Source organism: Micromonospora sp. NPDC047707 (assembly GCF_040704235.1).
Taxonomy (GTDB): Bacteria; Actinomycetota; Actinomycetes; order Mycobacteriales; family Micromonosporaceae; genus Micromonospora.
This window is the reverse complement of the sequence record NZ_JBEYSU010000002.1, coordinates 311882-328210: the sequence shown is the minus strand read 5'-3', so window position 1 is coordinate 328210 and position 16329 is coordinate 311882. Positions and strand designations below refer to the sequence as shown.

Sequence of the window (16329 nt, the reverse complement as noted above, 5' to 3'; positions counted from 1 at the left end):
AAAGGAAGGGCCCCCTCTTAACGCCTGCGGTAGAGGAAGGGGCCCCTCTTAACACCACCGCTGGCCGGCGGCCCGGGCCGCCGGGCCGGGCCGTCAGCCGACCGGGGCCGGGTAGCCCCGGTCGTGCTCGGCCTGCAGGCGCGTCATGGCGTGCTCGACGACGGTCACCAGCACCTGCTTGACGGCGTCCCGGTGCCGGGCGTCGGTCATGACCAGCGGCACGTCGGCCGGGATGGCGAGCGCCTCCCGCACCTCGTCCAGTTCGTACTCGGGGGCGCCGTCGAACTTGTTGAGCGCCACCACGTACGGCAGGTTGCGGTTCTCGAAGTAGTCCAGCGGCGCGAACGCGTCGGTGATGCGGCGGGTGTCCACCAGGACCGCCGCGCCCACCGCGCCCCGGATGATCTCGTCCCACATGAACCAGAACCGGGTCTGGCCCGGCGTGCCGAACAGGTACAGGATCAGGTCCTGTGCCATCGTGATCCGACCGAAGTCCATGGCGACCGTGGTGGTCTCCTTGCCGGGCACCTTGGACGGGTCGTCGATGCCGACGCCGGCCGCCGTCATGACCGCCTCGGTGGTCAACGGGGTGATCTCCGAGATGGCGCCGACCAGCGTCGTCTTGCCGACGCCGAAGCCACCCGCGATGACGATCTTCGCGGAGATGATCTCCCGGCTGCGGCTCGCCCCGGCGGGGTCATAGTTCGCGAAGTCCACTTAGCACCCTTCCAAGCAGGTTCATCCGCTCCTCGTACCCCACGGCGGGAGCGGCGGTGTGTAGCGTCAGCAGGCCCTCGGCCACCATGTCGGCGACCAGCACCCGGGTGACGCCCAGCGGCATCCGGGTGTACGCGGCGATCTCCGCCAGCGACTGCGCCCGGCCCTCGCAGACCGTCGCGATGCGGTGCTTGTCGTGCCCCGCGAAGCGGGACTCGGCGACCGCTGTGGCGCTCGCGGACAGCACCGCCTCCAGGGCGATGTCCTGCCGCGGCTCGGTCCGGCCCCGGGTGACCGCGTAGGGGCGTACCAGCTCGCCACGCGGGTCCGCACGCCGGTGATCCATCCGCGGTCACCTCCCCTCTGCCGGTCCGGAGCCCTCCGGCACCGGATCACCTGTCCCAGGTCGGCGCGGGCGAGCGCCGCGCCCCGGGCTACGAACGCACCGCGTCCCGCGGCAGCGGCACCAGTGCGGCGCCGACCCGTTCCACCAGGAGCGCCATCTCGTACCCCACCTGGCCGACGTCGCAGCTGCGGGCCGCGAGCACGGCCATCGACGAGCCGTCACTGATCGACATCAGGAACAGGTAGCCGCTGTCCATCTCGATGACTGTCTGAAGCACCCCGCCGGCGCTGAACATCCGGGCCGCGCCCTCGGTCAGGCTCACCACACCCGAGGTGATCGCCGCGAGCTGGTCCGCCCGGTCCGCAGGCAGGTCCCGGGAGGAGGCGAGCAGCAGCCCGTCGGCGGACACCGCCACCACGTGGGCGATGCCCGCCACGCTGTCGGCGAAGTTGGTGAGCAGCCAACCCATGTCCTGCATGGCAGCTGGCCTGTTCATCGGCTCGTCTCCTTGGTAGAGGTGCTGTTCAGATCCGTGCCGGCCGCCCGCCCGCGCTGCACACCGCGGTGGTAGGCCGACAGGAGACCACGTACGTCGTCCGGCGTCCGCCGGGTGCGTTCCTGGGTACGGGGCTCGATGCCCCCGGGAACGAGCTGCGCCTGCGGCCTCCGCTTCGGCAGGCCGGAGCGGGTGGTGCCGTCGGTGGCCGGCTCGGCGGCCCGGCCGGCCCGGGACCAGCCCTCGTCGGCCGCGGTCCGCCACGCGTCCGCGTCGGCCGCCGGCGCGGCCGCGGGCGGCTCCGTGGCCGCCGTCGCGGCGGCGGCGGCCGGCCGACCGGCCGTCGCGGCGGGCGGGGCGTACGACGGCGGTGGCGGCTGCGCGGGCGGTGGCGGCTGCGCGGGCGGCGCCGCCGACGTGCCGGGCACCCGGGTGGGCAGCTTCGGCCGGGCCGGTGACTCCTCCGCCGCCGGACGGTCCGTGGCCGGCGTGGCCGGCGGGCCGAAGTCCGGCCGGGCGAAGATGGCGGTGGCGTCGTTGCCGTGCGACCGGAACCAGACCGCCTCCATCTCCCGGAAGATCGGGGCCTCCGCCGGGAGGTCGACCGGTGGCGTGATCGGCGGGGTCGGTGCCAGCGACGCGGTGGCCGCCAGCCCCGCGCCGAGCCCGCCGCCGAACCCGCCGCCGGTCGACCCGCTGCCGGGGGCGGCACCGGTCGCGGCGCCCGTACCGACGGCGGGGAAGGCCCCCGTGGCGGTCGTGGCGGGGGTGTCCGCGGCGGGGCGGCGGGGCAGCGGGTCCAGCGTCGCGTACGCGGCCGTCGGCGCACCCGTGGCGAGGCCACCGGCGAACGCCGGCTGCACCGGGGCGACCGTGGGCTGCGCCCCCGTCCGGCCGCCCGCCTGGACCGGCGAGGTGGTGTCGCGAGCCTGCTCCGGCGCCTGCCACGGCGCCGGTGGCGCCTGGTCGGTGCGCCAGGGGTCCGGGAGGGTGGCGGTCCGCGTCGCGCCGGCCAGCGGTTCGCCGAGGCCGACCGGGGTGAGCGGGGTCTGCTCCACGGCCAGCGGCTGGCGCGGCCGGGCGATCGGCTCCCGTCCCCGGGTGGGCAGAACCACCGTGGTCGTCGGCAGGGTCACCTGGGCGACGGTGCCGCCCTCGACGTTGCGGCGCAGCTCGACCCGGATGCCGTAGCGGGCGGCGAGCCGGCTCACCACCGCCAGACCCATCAGCCGGAACGCCGCGACGTCGACGGTCGGCGGCTCGGCGAGCCGCCGGTTGAGCGAGTCCAGTTGCTCCTCGGACAGGCCGAGGCCGCGGTCCTCGACCTGGATCAGCACGTAGTCGCGGATCCGCCGCGCGTCGGCGACCACCGTCGTGTTCGGCGGGGAGAAGCGGGTGGCGTTGTCGAGCAGTTCGGCGACCAGCCGGACGACGTCGTTGACCGCGTGCGCGGCCACCGAGACGTCGGTGTCGACCGTGCCGAACTCGATCCGGTTGTACAGCTCCACCTCGGACTGCGCGGCGCGCAGCACGTCGACCAGCAGGGCGTCCTCCCGGCGCGGGACGGCCGAGTCGGCACCCGCGAGGACCAGCAGGTTCTCGTCGTTGCGGCGCATCCGGGTCGCCAGGTGGTCCAGCTCGAAGAGCCGCGCCAGCCGCTTCGGGTCCTCCTCGCTGCGCTCGATCGCGTCCAGTTCGCCGATCATGCGGTCGACCAGCGTCTGGCTCCGACGGGCCAGGTTGAGGAACATCGCCGAGACGCTCGTCCGCAGCGCGGCCTGCTCGGCGGCGACCCGGACCGCCTCCCGGTGGACCACGTTGAAGGCGAGCGCGACCTGGCCGACCTCGTCGCGGTTGGCGAGCTTGATCGGGTCGTGTACCTGTCGGACGATCTCGTCGACACCGCCGTCGCCGACGGTCTCCATGCTCTGGAGCCGGCGCACCGCGTCCGGCAGGTCGTGGTTGGCCACCGCGAGGGCGCCCTCGCGCAGCCGGTGCAGCGAGTGGTTCAGCGAACGCGCCAGCACCACGGCGAGGGTGACCGCGATGAGGAGCGTGAGGAGCACCAGCAGCGACTCGACCACGGCCTGCCGGAGAACGTCCGCGCGGGCCTGCTCGACCTGGGTCAGCAGCTCGTCCTGGAGCCGGATCTCGGCCCACCGCATGAGGTCGTTGACCGCGCCGATCGCGGCGCTCGCGTCGCGGGCGGTGACCAGGGGCCGCTGCCCGACCGAGCGGGTGATGTCGGAGGCGACCCGGTCGGCCAGCGTCACCGCGTCGCCGGAGACGGTGCTGTCCACCAGTGCGCGCTGCGTCGGGTCGGCCGCCAGGGAGAAGGCGAGCAGCGCCTCCTGCTGGCTGGTCAGGGTCGCCACGAAGGAGGAGAACTGCTCCTCGTCGATCCGGCCGGCGCTCAGCGCGGTGTAGGCGACCGACTCCTCCTCGGCGACGGCGGCCTTGGCGCGGGCGAAGGCGGCGACCGCACGACGGGCGTCCGCCAGCCGCTCCTCGCCGGGCAGTTGGGCCAGGCCGTCGCCGTACGCGACCAGGTCGGTCAGGATGACGCCGTACCGCAGCGACGCCTCGGCGACAACCATCTGCCGGCGGTCCAGCACCTGCTGCCGGGTCGCGTCGAGGGTTTCCAGGTGGTCGTCGATGGCCGCCAGGCGGTCGCGGACCGCGGCCGGCGCCGCGCCGACGCGCTCGCGCTCCTCCCGGTAGGCCTTCACCCGCTCGTCGGTGCTGCGCACCCGCAGGTTGTACGCGTCGGCGCGCTGCTCGGGCGCCGCGAGGTAGGCGGACGCGGCCATCCGCTCGGCGTGCAGGTCCTGGGCGAGCGCGGAGACGTCGACGGAGAGCTCGGTGAGCGCCTCGGCGCGGGAGGCGTCGTACGCGTCCGCGCCGACGGCGACCAGGCGGACCGCGGCCAGCGCGATGACCGCGGCGACCGGCACGACCAGGATCAGCGCCAGCTTGGACCGGATCCGGGCGTCGCGGAGCCGGGGCAGGCGGCGGCGACTCGACCGGTCACGGTCGCCGCCTGCGGGCAGGGTCGTCGGTCCGGTGCTCACGACATCGCCTCCGTCGTTTCTTCCACGCCTGACCCGCCGACCCGTGCCTGGTGCAGCGGAGAGCCCACGCGCGGCACGGCCGCGATTTCATCAGACGGGATGTGGTTTGGGAAGCCGCAGTGAGGCAGGAAACGGTCGGACGGCACCGAACAGGCGCTCGACTCCCTCGCTGACGCCAGTGTCCCGACGCTCTGAACAGGCATTGTTGACGGTGAGTGGCGACACATGCCGGATCGGTGAGCGTTTGCAAACTTTGTGTTACCTCAACATGTGGGATCGGCGTCCCGAAAAGCCTCTCCACCGCCCGCTTGACCGCAGCGCCCGACATTGGCAAGGTTTTGCAGGCTTTCGCGCTCACCGTACGGCACGACAGATCCGTCCTCCACTGAGGATGGTCGATTCCGGCGGTGCCCGGGCCGCGCCCACGTCCACCTGGAGGACAACGTTGAGCCCCATCCGCTCCGCGACCGTCGCGGCGCTCGCCTCGGCCGTCCTGGCCACCACGCTCACCGCCTGCCAGTTCGGCGGTGAGGAGCGGGACACCAGCCCCATCGTCATCGCCGCGGACCTCGAACTCTCCGGGGCGTCCGCGACCGTCGGCAAGGCGTACCAGCGAGCCCTGGAACTGAAGGTCGAGCAACTGAACTCCTCGGGCGCGCTGGACGGCCGGCGCGTCGAACTCACGGTCAAGGACAATCGCTCCGACGCGAGCGAATCGTTGCGCAACATCAACGATTTCGGTGCTGACCCGCGGGTCAGCGCGATCATCATGGGCGGCTGCAACGAATGCGCGGTCGGCGCCGTGCGCACCATCGACGAAAAGCGGGTGCCCACCATCGCGCTGGCACCCTCCGGCGCCGTCACCAACCCGGTCGGCCAGCGCCGGTACGTGTTCAAGCTGGCCCCGAACGCCGCCGACAACGCCGCCGCCCTCACCGGTGAACTGCGGCGCGGCGGTGCCCGCGAGGTCGGCCTGCTGCACAGCGACGACGACTACGGTCGGGAGGGGCTCGCGGCGCTCCAGCGCGAGTTCGCCAAGGCCGGCGTGAAGGTACGCCGGGTGGAGCAGGTCCGTGCCACCGACACCGACGTCGCCCGCCAGGTCGGCGCAGTCACCACCGGCAAGCCCGACGCCCTGGTGCTCTGGACGCCCCCGGAGCAGGCGAGCCTCGCCGCCGTGGCGGCCCAGGCGGCCGGCTTCCGCGGCTCGCTCTACCTGGACGCCTCGGCCGCCGGGGACCTCTTCCTCGGCACGGCGGCACGGGCCACCGAACGCGCCACCCTGGTGTTCACGCAGACCATGGTGATCGACGACGTCATCGCCACCACGCCGGCGAAGGCGGCCCGGCGGCAGTGGTTCCAGGACTACACCGCCCGGTTCGGCGGCTACCACGGCTCGTCCTCGTTCGCCGCGGACGCCGTCCAGCTGATCGCCGACGCCGCGGTGCGCGCGGGCGGCGACCCCGGCGCGGTCAACCGGGACGGCATCCGCGACGTGCTGGAGACGTCCCAGTTGGACGGCCTGTCGGGACCCATCCGGATGACCCCGGACAACCACTCCGGCCTGATGCCGCAGGCGTTGACCACCCTGGTCGCGCGGAACGGCCGCTGGCGTCTGGCCGGCTGACCGCCGCCGTACGGGGGCTGCCGCTCGCCGGCCGGGCCGCGGCGTCCGCGCGGCATCGCCTCACCGGGCCCACACGGGTCCGCTCAGCGGGGGCCGGTGAGTCGATGCCCACCGGCCCCCGCTCAGCGGGCCGTGGTGGCGCGTACCCAGGGCAGGGCGAGGCGCTCGACGAGGGAGAGCGCCGAGTAGAGCGCGATGCTCATCGCGGCGATCAGCACGATCGCCGCCCACGCGGTCGCGGTGTCCCCCACGCCGTTGTACTGCAGGATCTGGTACCCCAGACCCGGCTTGTCGGAGTAGAACTCGCCGATCACCGCACCGATCGCGGCGAGGGGCATCGCCACCTTCAACCCGACGAATACCTGCGGCAGGGCGGCCGGGAAGCGCACCTTGCGGAACGACTGCCACCACGAGGCGTTCAACGACCGGGCCAGCTCGGCCAGGTCCGCCGGGGTGGTGGTGAGACCGGTCGCGGTGGAGAGCACGATCGGGAAGAAGCAGAGCAGGAACACCATGGTGAGGATCGGCTTCTCGCCCCAGCCGACCGACACCACCAGCAGCGGGCCGAGCGCGATCTTCGGCACCGCGTTGACCGCCACGAGCAGCGGGGCGAACATCCGCTCGGCGCGCCGGGAGGCGGCCAGGGTCATCCCGATCAGCACCCCCGCCACGGTCGAGATCAGGAAGCCGAGCACCGTCATCATGGTGGTGATGCCGAGGGCCGGCAGCAGCACCTCGCTGGACCGGGTCAGGGAGTCCCAGACGGTCTGCGGCGGTGGCAGCGACGCGGGGTGCACGAGGCCGAGCCCCGAGGTGACCAGCCACCAGAAACCCAGCGCGATCACCAGCCCCAGCAGCGGCAGACCGGCGTTCGCCGGCTGCGTACGGTGCCACCGGCCGGCGACCGCCGGTGTGGCGGGGACCGCCGGTGTGGCGGGGACCGTCGTCGGGGGCGCGTCGACGGCCTCCTCCGGCGGTCGCCGCTCGGGCCGGGTACCGGTCGCCTCGGTCACGGGAACCTCCTGTTCTGCCGGCTGGCCGCCGGCACGCGGCGGGGGGTGCGGCCCGAACGCCGTCCCGTGGGCCGCACCCCCCGACCGGTCGGCGGTCAGGCCTTCGGCGCGAGGCTGAAGTCGATGATCTGGTCGGGCGTGAGGTTCTGCTTGAGCGCACCGGCGCCCTGGAGGATCGCGATGCTCTTGGCGACCCGGCCGCTGTCCAGCGTGCCGAGCTGGGTGCCGGTGTTGCTGGACCGGACGTAACCGGCCATCAGCTCCAGCTCGGCCTTGGCGGCCGCCGGCACGGCGGCCGGCACGTTCTTCTTCAGGATGTCGGCCGCCTCCTGCGGGTTGGCCAGGGCGTACTCCAGGCCCTTCAGCAGGGCGCCGGCGAACCGCTTGACCATCTCCGGGTCCTCCTTGGCGATCTTGGAGGAGGTGATCAGCACGTTGCCGTAGAGGTCCTGCATCACGTTGCTGTACGGCAGCAGGACCGCCTTCTTCTTGGTGACGGTCTCGATCGTGGGCTGGCCGACGACGAACTGCCCGATGCCGTCCACCGCGCCGGAGGCCAGGGTGCCCATGAGCGTCTGGGCCTCACCGTTGACCCAGGTCACCTTGCTCGCGTCGACGCCGGCCATCTTCGCGTACGTCGGGAAGAGGTTGCGGACCACGGAGCCGGGGGTGTCGGCGAGCTTCTTGCCCTCCAGGTCCTTCGGCGAGGCGATGTTCTTGCCCTCGACGGTGGCGATGGCGGCCATGGTTCGCTGCTGGATCGCGGCCACCGCGACGAAGTCCTTGGCCTGGCCGTTGCCGAGCTGGAGCAGGCCGCCGGTCAGGTCGATCGGACCGAACTGCGCCTGGCCGCCGACGATCGTCTGGATGACGCTGCCGGTGCCCTGGCCGGGCTTGATCTCGACGTCGAAGCCGGCGTCGCGGAAGAAGCCCTTGTCCTTCGCCACCCAGGCGTAGGAGTCCCGGCCGAAGTTGCCGAACGACGTGAGGTACGTCACCTTCTCCACGGAACCGCCGTCGCCGCCCTTGGCGTCCTCGGTGGAGTTCGAGCCGCTGCTGCAGGCCGCGACGAGCGCGAGGGCGGCGGCCATCGAGGCCGCGGCGAGCGTACGGGTCAGCCTTCTCATCAGTGCACCTTGTCCTTTCCGACCGGGGCCGGCGGGCCTCCGGAGGGGTTGTCTGGCGGTGCCGGCGGGAGGGGGGTGGCCGACACCACCGTCGTGAGGGGACTCTTCGCGGGCACAGCGTACGAGAATTCCACCTTTGCGACGCCAGGCGTATCGGGTTGCGAAACGGAAACGGCCTGACGTCCAACCCGGACGGTGCGATTGAGGCACGAGACGGATACTCTGTCCCGCGGATTGCTGACCGCCGACTCAGGGAGGCCCGCGGGATGATCCGTCTGTCCGGCGTATCCCGCACCTTCGACGGCCGTTCCGGCCGGGTGGAGGCCCTGCGCGGCATCGACCTCGAAGTCACCGAGGGCGAGTTCGTCGCCGTCGTCGGCCGTTCCGGCTGCGGCAAGTCCACCCTGCTGCGGCTGGTCGCCGGCCTGCTGCCGGTCACCGCCGGGGAGGTCACGGTCGGCGGCACCCCGATCAGCCGCCCCCGCCGGGACGTCGCCATGCTGTTCCAGCGGCCGGCGCTGCTGCCGTGGCGCACCGTGCTCGACAACGTCCTGCTCCCGGTCGAGATCTTCGGCTGGAAACGGGCGAAGCACCGCGACCGGGCCCGGCAACTGCTGGAGCTGGCCGGCCTGGCCGGCTTCGAGAAGCGGCTGCCGCACGAGCTCTCCGGCGGGATGCAGCAACGGGTGGCGTTGTGCCGCTCCCTCATCGGTGAGCCGCGGGTCATGCTCATGGACGAGCCGTTCTCCGCACTGGACGCGCTCACCCGGGAGGAGCTCTCCGGTGAGCTGCAGCGGGTGCACATGGAGACGTCCGCGACGGTCGTCTTCGTCACCCACTCGATCGACGAGGCCGTCCTGCTCGCCGACCGGGTGGTGGTGCTCAGCCCCCGCCCCGGCCGCATCCGCAGCGTCGTCGACGTGGCCGTCCCCCGGCCGCGCACCCTCGGCCGCAACGCGCACCTGGCCGACGTCGCCCAGGTCAGCGCCGACCTGCACGAGCTGCTGATGGAGAAGGACATGCCGGCCCCGGCGGAGGACCGATGACGATGCGGGTGTCCCTGTTCACCGAGCCGCACCGGGGAGCGAGCTACGACGACCAGCTCCGGTTCGCGCGCCGGGCCGAGGACTGCGGGTACGAGGGCTTCCTCCGCGCCGACCACTACCGGGCGATGGGTGACGAACCCGCGCTCCCCGGCCCCACCGACGCCTGGCTGACGCTGGCCGCCCTGGCCCGGGAGACCAGCCGGATCCGGCTCGGCACGCTGGTCACCTCGGCGACGTTCCGGCTGCCCGGGCCGCTGGCCGTGATGGTGGCCCAGGTGGACCAGATGAGCGGCGGCCGGGTCGAGCTGGGCATCGGCGCCGGGTGGTACGAACGCGAGCACACCGCGTACGGCATCCCGTTCCCCGGCGTCGCCGAGCGCTTCGACCGGCTCGCCGAACAGCTGGAGATCGTCACCGGGCTGTGGCGCACCCCGGCGGACGAGACGTTCAGCTACACCGGCGCCCACTACCGCCTGGTCGACGCTCCGGCGCTGCCGAAGCCGGTGCAGGCGGCCGGCCCACCGGTGATCGTGGGCGGGCGCGGCCCGAAGCGCACCCCCGAGCTGGCCGCCCGGTACGCCGACGAGTTCAACATGCCGTTCACCTCGGTGCCCCAGACGGCCGCCGCGTACGAGCGGGTCCGCGAGGCGTGCGAGCAGACCGGACGCGCCGAGTCCGGCCGGCCGCCGCTGGTGTTCTCCGCCGGAATCGTGGTGGCGATCGGACGCACCGACGCCGAGGCCCGGCACCGGGCCGCGCCCCTGCACGTGCCGAGCGCCCTTCCGCCGGAGGACCCGGTGGTCGGCTCGCCCGCGCAGCTCGTCGACCGCATCGGCGAGTTCGCCGCGATCGGCGCCGGCCGCGTGCACCTGCGCCTGATCGACCTCGCCGACCTCGACCACCTGGACCTCATCGCCGCCGAGGTGCTTCCCCAACTGGACGGACTCCGATGACCGACACCGACCTCGACCTCGGCCCGGTGGGCCAGGAGATCGTGTACGAGAACGACCGGGTCCGGGTCTGGCACATCAAGCTGGAGCCGGGCGAACGGCAGCCGCTGCACCGGCACGACCACCCGTACCTGGTGGTGGCCATCCAGGGCGCGAAGAACGTGGTGCAGACCGTCGACGGCACCCGCATCGACGCCGACGAGCCGACCGGCGGCGTCGTCTACCGGGACCCCGGGGCGGTGCACATGCTCACCAACGTGGGCGACACGACGTACCTGGCCCGGCTGGTCGAACTCAAGTAGACCTGCCGCCGGCAGGGCTGCCGGGCCGCACGGCGTGCCGGTGGCGATCGGGCGCACCGGACCGTAACGTGCCGGACATGGCCAATCGGACCTTGGGCAGACTGCTGCTCACGGCGCTCGGCGTGAGCCTGCTGGCCGGCGCCGGCCAGCTCGGCGTCGCGTTCGGCTTCGGCGTCGTACGGCTCACCGGCGTCTTCACCGGCGGCACCGTCAACCAGTGGCCGGCCCAGCTCGCCTGGGTCGGCTGGTTCGCGGCGAACGCCGCCGTCATCGGTGCGGTACTCACCGAACGCCTGGCCCGCCGGGACGGGCCGCTGACCGGCACCGCGCGGCAACTCGCCGTCGCGGGCGCCGCCGCGCTGGGCGCCACGGTCGTCGCACCGCTCTGCATGCAGCCGGCCCGGGCCGCCGAACTGATCTCCATGGACCCGGTCTGGGCGGTCGCCATCTGCGCGATCCTCGGCGCGGGGGCCGGCGCGGGCGCCGCGCTCGCCGTCCTGGTCCGGCCACCGCTGGGCTGGAACATGGCACTGGTCGCCGGCGTCGTCTGGCTGCTGGCCCTGGTCTCGGTCACCCCGTCGCTCACCGCCACCGGCCCGTTGACCACCGTCCGCCTCGGGGTGCTGGAGCCGGCGTGGCTCGGCACCGCGGCGGCGCAGCGCCTGGCGCTACTGGTCCTGCCTTTGGTGGCGCTCCTGGCGGGGGCGGCCACCGGCGCCCTCGCCCGCTGGCGCGGACATCCCGCGCTGATCGGCGGTCTGACCGGGGTGGCCGGGCCGGCCCTGCTGGCGTTCGCCTACCTCACCGCCGGCCCCGGTGGTGGCGTCGACCGTTACCAGACCACGCCGTACTACGGCGCCCTGCTCGCCGTGGCCGCGGGCGCGCTCGGCTCGGCCGCCGCCGCCCTGCTGCGCTGGCCGCTCGTGGAGCGCCCGGCGGCGGTGAGCGCGGACTCGCCGGCCGCCCGCGCGATCGAGCCCACCGACATCCTGCGGCCGCTGCCGGCCGGTCCGCCCCTGCCCGGAACCGCGGCGACCGCACCGTCCGCCGGTACGGCGGACGACGCCGGTCACCAGATCGACGACGCCCGTACGCCGGCCGGCGGCGGAGATGCTCCGGGCACCGGGTGGGGTGGACGGGCACCGGAGACGCCGGGCGGTCCCACCCCGGCCCACTGGGACTGGCCCACCCCGGGTCGAACCTCCTCCTCCGCCGCCGCAGCCGCCCCGTCGACGCCGACAACCGCCCCGTCGGCGCCGGCGGCCGCCGTGTCCCGGCCCTCCGCCCGGCCCCCGGCACCCCCAGCGCCGGCAGGCCCGCCGACGGAGCGTGCCCGGCCAGCCGGGCCGGCGGGCAGCGCAGCGAAGCCCGCGACGGGCGCTGCTGACACGGCCGGGCCGGTCGCGCCGGCGGGGAATCCGCCGCGAACCGGAGGCCGGGCGAAGGCCGCGGACCGGGCGGCGCCGGCGGCGGTGCCGGACGCGGCGCCGGCGAAGGGCGAGACGGCACCCCGGCCACGCCGTGGTCGCCGGACGAAGGCCACGCCGGCAAAGGCGGCCGCTGCGGCATCCCCGACCGCGGACGAGCCGGCAGTCGCCGACCAACCCCCCACCCGACCCGCAAACACCCCGCAGTCGGCCACCGACCGCAGCGGCCCGGCACCGGCCACTGCGCGTGGCCCCGTACCGTCCGGGCCCCCTCCCACGCCACCGACCCCCGCCGTTCCGGCCCGGCCGGCGCCCACCCAGGTGGGGCCGGACCCGTCGTCCCGCCCCGATCCCACGCCGGTCACGCCGCCCCGCCCGACCCCCACCCCGGTCGGGCCGGAGCCGTTCGCCGCGTTACCGCCGCCGGCGCCGGCGCAACCGGCGCCGCGCCCGGTCACCCCGGATCCGTTCACCCCGCCAGCGCCCGGGTCCGCCCGTCCTGGCGACGGTCGGACGGCCGAGACGGCTCCCCGGCCCCGGCACCGGGCTCCCCTGCCGGACCTGACCAGCTCCGACACCTGGGACGCCTTCCCCACGGCCCGGCGCCCCGACCCGACGGAGACCCGTCCGGCGGAGAGCCAGCCGGCGGCGACCGGTGGTGACGCGTCGCCGGCAGCCGCCGCCGGTCCGGTGAGCCCGGCGACCGGAGGGGACTCCACAGCGTCCGTGGCCGACCGGCTGGCCGCCGCGTTCGCGGACGGCGACAACCGCCCGGCGGGCGCCTCGTCACCGGCGACCGGGCAGGTCGCCGGCGCCCCCGCGGCCGATCCCGGCGAGGGGCGACCGGAGCCGAAGCGGCGCGGCCTGTTCCGGCGCAACCGGTCGCGGGCCGACCAGGCCGACGCCTCGTCGGACGCGGAGCCGCTGGCGGCGCAGGACGAGGAGTTCGTGGACTGGGTCGCCGGGCTGGGCAAGCCGCTGCCGGACAACGAGCCGGAGCAGGAGAGCGGCCGCCGCTCCCTACGCTCGACCGGCCGCCACCACCGCGACTGACACACCCACCTGCCTCCTTTGCTCTGCTTCAACCCACGCAACAGATTCCGCGTGATGTCGTTGCGCCCGTTGAAGCAGAGCAAAGGGGCGGGATGAACTGCCCGCCCGCCGTCCGGCCGACGGGCAGGTGGGCGGGCGGGCAGTGCGGTCAGGCCAGGGGCAGGTAGACGCGGCTACCGGAGGCCACGAACTCGTCGGACTTGTCCTTCATGCCGCGGGCCGCGTACTCCTTGAGCTCCTGCGTGATCTTCATGGAGCAGAACTTCGGCCCGCACATCGAGCAGAAGTGGGCCGTCTTCGCCGGCTCGGCCGGGAGCGTGGCGTCGTGGTACGCGCGCGCGGTCTCCGGGTCCAGCGAGAGGTTGAACTGGTCCTCCCACCGGAACTCGAAGCGCGCCTTGGACAGCGCGTCGTCCCACGCCTGCGCGCCGGGGTGCCCCTTGGCCAGGTCCGCCGCGTGCGCCGCGATCTTGTACGCGATCACGCCGGCCTTCACGTCGTCCCGGTCCGGCAGGCCGAGGTGCTCCTTCGGGGTGACGTAGCAGAGCATCGCCGTGCCGAACATGCCGATCATCGCCGCACCGATGGCCGAGGTGATGTGGTCGTACGCGGGTGCGATGTCCGTGGTCAACGGCCCGAGGGTGTAGAACGGCGCTTCGTGGCACCACTCCTGCTGGAGGTCCACGTTCTCCTTGATCTTGTGCATCGGCACGTGGCCCGGGCCCTCGATCATCACCTGGACGTCGTGCTCCCACGCGACCTTCGTCAGCTCGCCGAGCGTGCGCAGCTCGGCGAACTGCGCCTCGTCGTTGGCGTCCGCGATCGAGCCGGGCCGCAGGCCGTCGCCGAGCGAGAACGTCACGTCGTAGCGGGCCAGGATCTCGCACAGCTCCCGGAAGTTGGTGTAGAGGAAGTTCTCCTGGTGGTGCGCCAGGCACCAGGCCGCCATGATCGAGCCGCCCCGGGACACGATGCCGGTCACCCGGCCGACCGCGAGGGGCACGTACGGCAGCAGCACACCCGCGTGCACCGTCATGTAGTCGACGCCCTGCTCGGCCTGCTCGACGATCGTCTCCCGGAACACCTCCCAGCTCAGCTTCACCGGGTCACCGCCGACCTTCTCCAGCGCCTGGTAGATCGGGACCGTGCCGATCGGCACCGGCGAGTTCCGCACGATCGCCTCGCGCGTCTCGTGGATCCGCTTGCCGGTCGACAGGTCCATCACGGTGTCCGCGCCCCAGCGCGTCGCCCAGGTCAGCTTCTCCACCTCCTCGGCGATGGACGAGGTCACCGCGGACGTGCCGATGTTGGCGTTGACCTTGACCAGGAAGGCCTTGCCGATGATCGCCGGCTCGCACTCCGGGTGGTTGACGTTCAACGGCAGGACCGCCCGGCCGGCCGCGATCTCGTCGCGCACGAACTCCGGGGCCACGCCCTCCCGGATCGCCACGAACTCCATCTCCGGCGTGACGATGCCCGCCCGGGCGTACGCGAGCTGCGTCGGCCGCTTGCCGTCCACCCCGGCGAGCGGGGTGCCCGCACCCCGGGCGGGCGCCACATCCCCGCGCGACGCGATCCACGGCCCGCGCAGCGGCGGTAGCCCGACCTCGGGGTCCGAACCCGGCCCGGACGTGTCGTAGAGCCGTACCGGCGGGTTGTCACCGGTGAGGTCGACCTCGGCGAACGGCACCCGGATGTCCGGCCGCGAACCCTCGACGTAGACCTTGCGACGTGCCTGCATGACAGCCTCCCTGTCGCTCAAGCGGACCAGCCGAAGTGGTCCAGCGGGCCGTGTCCCGCGCCCAGCTCCCAGTCCCGGGCACCGGTCAGCGCCCGGGTGACGTACTCCTTGGCGGTGGCGACGGCCGCCGGCACCGGATCGCCCAGGGCGAGCCGGACGGCGACCGCCGCCGAGAACGAACATCCGGTCCCGTGGTTGTGCCGGGTCCGCACCCGGGGCGCGCGGAGCAGGGTGGTGACGCCGCCGCCGTGCAGCACGTCGACGGCCTCGCCGTCCGCGTCCACGTCGCCGCCGGTGACCACGACGTGTTCCGGGCCGCCGGCCGCGAGGGCCTCCGCGGCGGCCACCATCTCCTCGACGGTGGACACCGGACGTCCGGTGATGGCCGCGGCCTCCGCGCAGTTCGGCGTCGCCACCTTCGCGTACGGCAGCAGCCGCTCCACCGCCGCGACCACACCCAGCGCGTGGCCACTCGTCGCGACCAGCACCGGGTCGACGACGAGGTGCGGCAGCCGCCCGTCCTTCGCCGCGTCGGCGACCACGTCGGCGATCGCCGGGGCGCCCAGCATGCCGGTCTTGACCGCCCGGACGGCGAAGTCGGCGAGCACACTGCCCAACTGGTCGGCGACAGTGCGCGGCGGCAGCGGCAGGACGGCGTCGACACCCCGGGTGTTCTGCGCGGTGACGGCCGTGAGGACGCTGGTGCCGTACGCCCCGAGCGCGGCGAAGACCTTCAGGTCGGCCTGGATGCCGGCGCCGCCCCCGGAGTCGGAGCCGGCGATGGTGAGGACTGTCGTTGGCGTCACGGCTCTCCCCCTGCTTGTCGAGCGGCTTGGTCGAAGGCGTTGGTGAGGGCGCCCGCTGCCTCTGCCGGGTCCGCTGACCGCATGACGGCACCCAGCACCGCCACGCCCGCCGCTCCCGCCTGGACGCAGGCACGCACCTGCTCTGCCGTCTCGATGCCGCCGAGGGCCAGGACCGGCACGGGGCAGGCTCCGGTCAGCGTGCGCAGGCCCTGGGGGTGCAGGGGTGGGCCGTAGCCGGGTTTGGTCCGCGTGGGGTAGACGGGTGAGAGGGTGGCGTAGTCCTCGGTGGTGAGTCGGGCGAGCTCGGTGCGGTCGTGGCAGGAGCGGCCGACCAGACCGAGACGCGGCGGCGGGTACGGGCCGGCGGCGGGCAGGTGCACGGCGTCCCCGTCGAGCGGGTCCGGGCCGGCGACGACCAGGGTGCCGCCCACCGGCGCGAGGACGGCGCGCAGGTCGGCCGCGAGCGCGGCACGGTCGGGGCGGGGCAGGTCCTTCTCCCGCAGCACCACCCACCGCACTCCCCCGGCCACCGCGCCCGACACCACGTCGACGAGCGGCCGCCGCGCCACCCGCCGATCGGTGAGCAGCACGACGCCGGCCGGCACGC

Annotated in this window: 13 protein-coding genes and 1 pseudogene; 5 read left to right on the top strand and 9 right to left on the bottom strand. The window is 73.9% G+C overall.

Annotated elements, in window-relative coordinates; translation table 11 throughout:
* Positions 1–93: 93 nt before the first annotated feature.
* The 4 genes from AB0873_RS03820 to AB0873_RS03805 form a co-directional block, all read right to left on the bottom strand.
* Positions 94–717: an ATP/GTP-binding protein gene (locus AB0873_RS03820; protein WP_155330265.1), complete on the bottom strand. Its 624-nt coding sequence runs from the start codon at positions 715–717 to the stop codon at positions 94–96.
* Positions 698–1063, bottom strand: a complete 366-nt coding sequence (locus tag AB0873_RS03815; protein WP_155330264.1) for a DUF742 domain-containing protein — start codon at positions 1061–1063, stop codon at positions 698–700. Before AB0873_RS03815 ends, AB0873_RS03820 begins: the two co-directional genes overlap by 20 nt.
* An 88-nt stretch (positions 1064–1151) precedes the next feature.
* Complete coding sequence (locus AB0873_RS03810; RefSeq protein ID WP_030329975.1) at positions 1152–1559, bottom strand: roadblock/LC7 domain-containing protein; 408 nt, start codon at positions 1557–1559, stop codon at positions 1152–1154.
* Complete coding sequence (locus AB0873_RS03805; RefSeq protein ID WP_366598266.1) at positions 1556–4630, bottom strand: nitrate- and nitrite sensing domain-containing protein; 3075 nt, start codon at positions 4628–4630, stop codon at positions 1556–1558. The genes AB0873_RS03810 and AB0873_RS03805 overlap by 4 nt, the downstream gene beginning before the upstream one ends.
* 445 nt (positions 4631–5075) lie before the next feature.
* Between AB0873_RS03805 and AB0873_RS03800 the strand changes: the two genes are divergently transcribed.
* Positions 5076–6257 (top strand): ABC transporter substrate-binding protein, encoded by a 1182-nt coding sequence (locus tag AB0873_RS03800; protein WP_366598265.1) that lies wholly within the window; start codon positions 5076–5078, stop codon positions 6255–6257.
* 122 nt (positions 6258–6379) lie between these two features.
* Here AB0873_RS03800 and AB0873_RS03795 read toward each other — a convergent pair.
* A pseudogene (locus AB0873_RS03795) lies at positions 6380–7138 on the bottom strand (ABC transporter permease); the annotation flags it as partial.
* Positions 7139–7365: 227 nt separating this feature from the next.
* Entirely contained in the window at positions 7366–8397 is a 1032-nt protein-coding gene (locus AB0873_RS03790) for an ABC transporter substrate-binding protein (RefSeq protein ID WP_366598264.1), read from the bottom strand.
* Positions 8398–8663: 266 nt separating this feature from the next.
* On the opposite strand from AB0873_RS03790, the gene AB0873_RS03785 reads away from it, so the two are divergent.
* From AB0873_RS03785 to AB0873_RS03770, 4 genes are all read left to right on the top strand, one after another.
* A complete protein-coding gene (locus AB0873_RS03785) occupies positions 8664–9443 on the top strand; it encodes an ABC transporter ATP-binding protein (protein ID WP_155330259.1) in 780 nt (259 codons plus the stop codon).
* A gap of 2 nt (positions 9444–9445) precedes the next feature.
* Positions 9446–10396 carry an LLM class F420-dependent oxidoreductase gene (locus AB0873_RS03780; RefSeq protein WP_366598302.1) on the top strand — a complete coding sequence of 317 codons (951 nt, stop codon included), beginning with the start codon at positions 9446–9448 and terminating at the stop codon, positions 10394–10396.
* Positions 10393–10695, top strand: a complete 303-nt coding sequence (locus AB0873_RS03775; protein ID WP_366598263.1) for a cupin — start codon at positions 10393–10395, stop codon at positions 10693–10695. The genes AB0873_RS03780 and AB0873_RS03775 overlap by 4 nt, the downstream gene beginning before the upstream one ends.
* A 77-nt stretch (positions 10696–10772) precedes the next feature.
* Positions 10773–13175, top strand: coding sequence for a hypothetical protein (locus AB0873_RS03770; RefSeq protein ID WP_366598262.1), 2403 nt, complete (start codon positions 10773–10775; stop codon positions 13173–13175).
* A 148-nt stretch (positions 13176–13323) separates the two neighbouring features.
* Here the strand turns inward: AB0873_RS03770 and thiC are convergent, their stop codons facing one another.
* The 3 genes from thiC to AB0873_RS03755 are packed head-to-tail and all read right to left on the bottom strand — an operon-like array spanning position 13324 to position 16327.
* Entirely contained in the window at positions 13324–14916 is a 1593-nt protein-coding gene (thiC, locus tag AB0873_RS03765) for a phosphomethylpyrimidine synthase ThiC (protein WP_366598261.1), read from the bottom strand.
* 17 nt (positions 14917–14933) lie between these two features.
* Positions 14934–15722, bottom strand: coding sequence for a bifunctional hydroxymethylpyrimidine kinase/phosphomethylpyrimidine kinase (gene thiD / locus AB0873_RS03760; RefSeq protein WP_366598260.1), 789 nt, complete (start codon positions 15720–15722; stop codon positions 14934–14936).
* Positions 15719–16327 carry a thiamine phosphate synthase gene (locus AB0873_RS03755; protein ID WP_230688959.1) on the bottom strand — a complete coding sequence of 203 codons (609 nt, stop codon included), beginning with the start codon at positions 16325–16327 and terminating at the stop codon, positions 15719–15721. The genes thiD and AB0873_RS03755 overlap by 4 nt, the downstream gene beginning before the upstream one ends.
* Positions 16328–16329 lie beyond the last annotated feature (2 nt).

Excerpts from the sequence above, each read along its gene's own strand:
- AB0873_RS03810 (WP_030329975.1), bottom strand. The coding sequence starts at position 1,559 with ATGAACAGGCCAGCTGCCATGCAGGACATGGGTTGGCTGCTCACCAAC.
- AB0873_RS03780 (WP_366598302.1), top strand. The coding sequence starts at position 9,446 with ATGCGGGTGTCCCTGTTCACCGAGCCGCACCGGGGAGCGAGCTACGAC.
- AB0873_RS03815 (WP_155330264.1), bottom strand. The coding sequence starts at position 1,063 with ATGGATCACCGGCGTGCGGACCCGCGTGGCGAGCTGGTACGCCCCTAC.
- AB0873_RS03775 (WP_366598263.1), top strand. The coding sequence starts at position 10,393 with ATGACCGACACCGACCTCGACCTCGGCCCGGTGGGCCAGGAGATCGTG.
- AB0873_RS03785 (WP_155330259.1), top strand. The coding sequence starts at position 8,664 with ATGATCCGTCTGTCCGGCGTATCCCGCACCTTCGACGGCCGTTCCGGC.
- thiC (WP_366598261.1), bottom strand. The coding sequence starts at position 14,916 with ATGCAGGCACGTCGCAAGGTCTACGTCGAGGGTTCGCGGCCGGACATC.
- AB0873_RS03770 (WP_366598262.1), top strand. The coding sequence starts at position 10,773 with ATGGCCAATCGGACCTTGGGCAGACTGCTGCTCACGGCGCTCGGCGTG.
- AB0873_RS03790 (WP_366598264.1), bottom strand. The coding sequence starts at position 8,397 with ATGAGAAGGCTGACCCGTACGCTCGCCGCGGCCTCGATGGCCGCCGCC.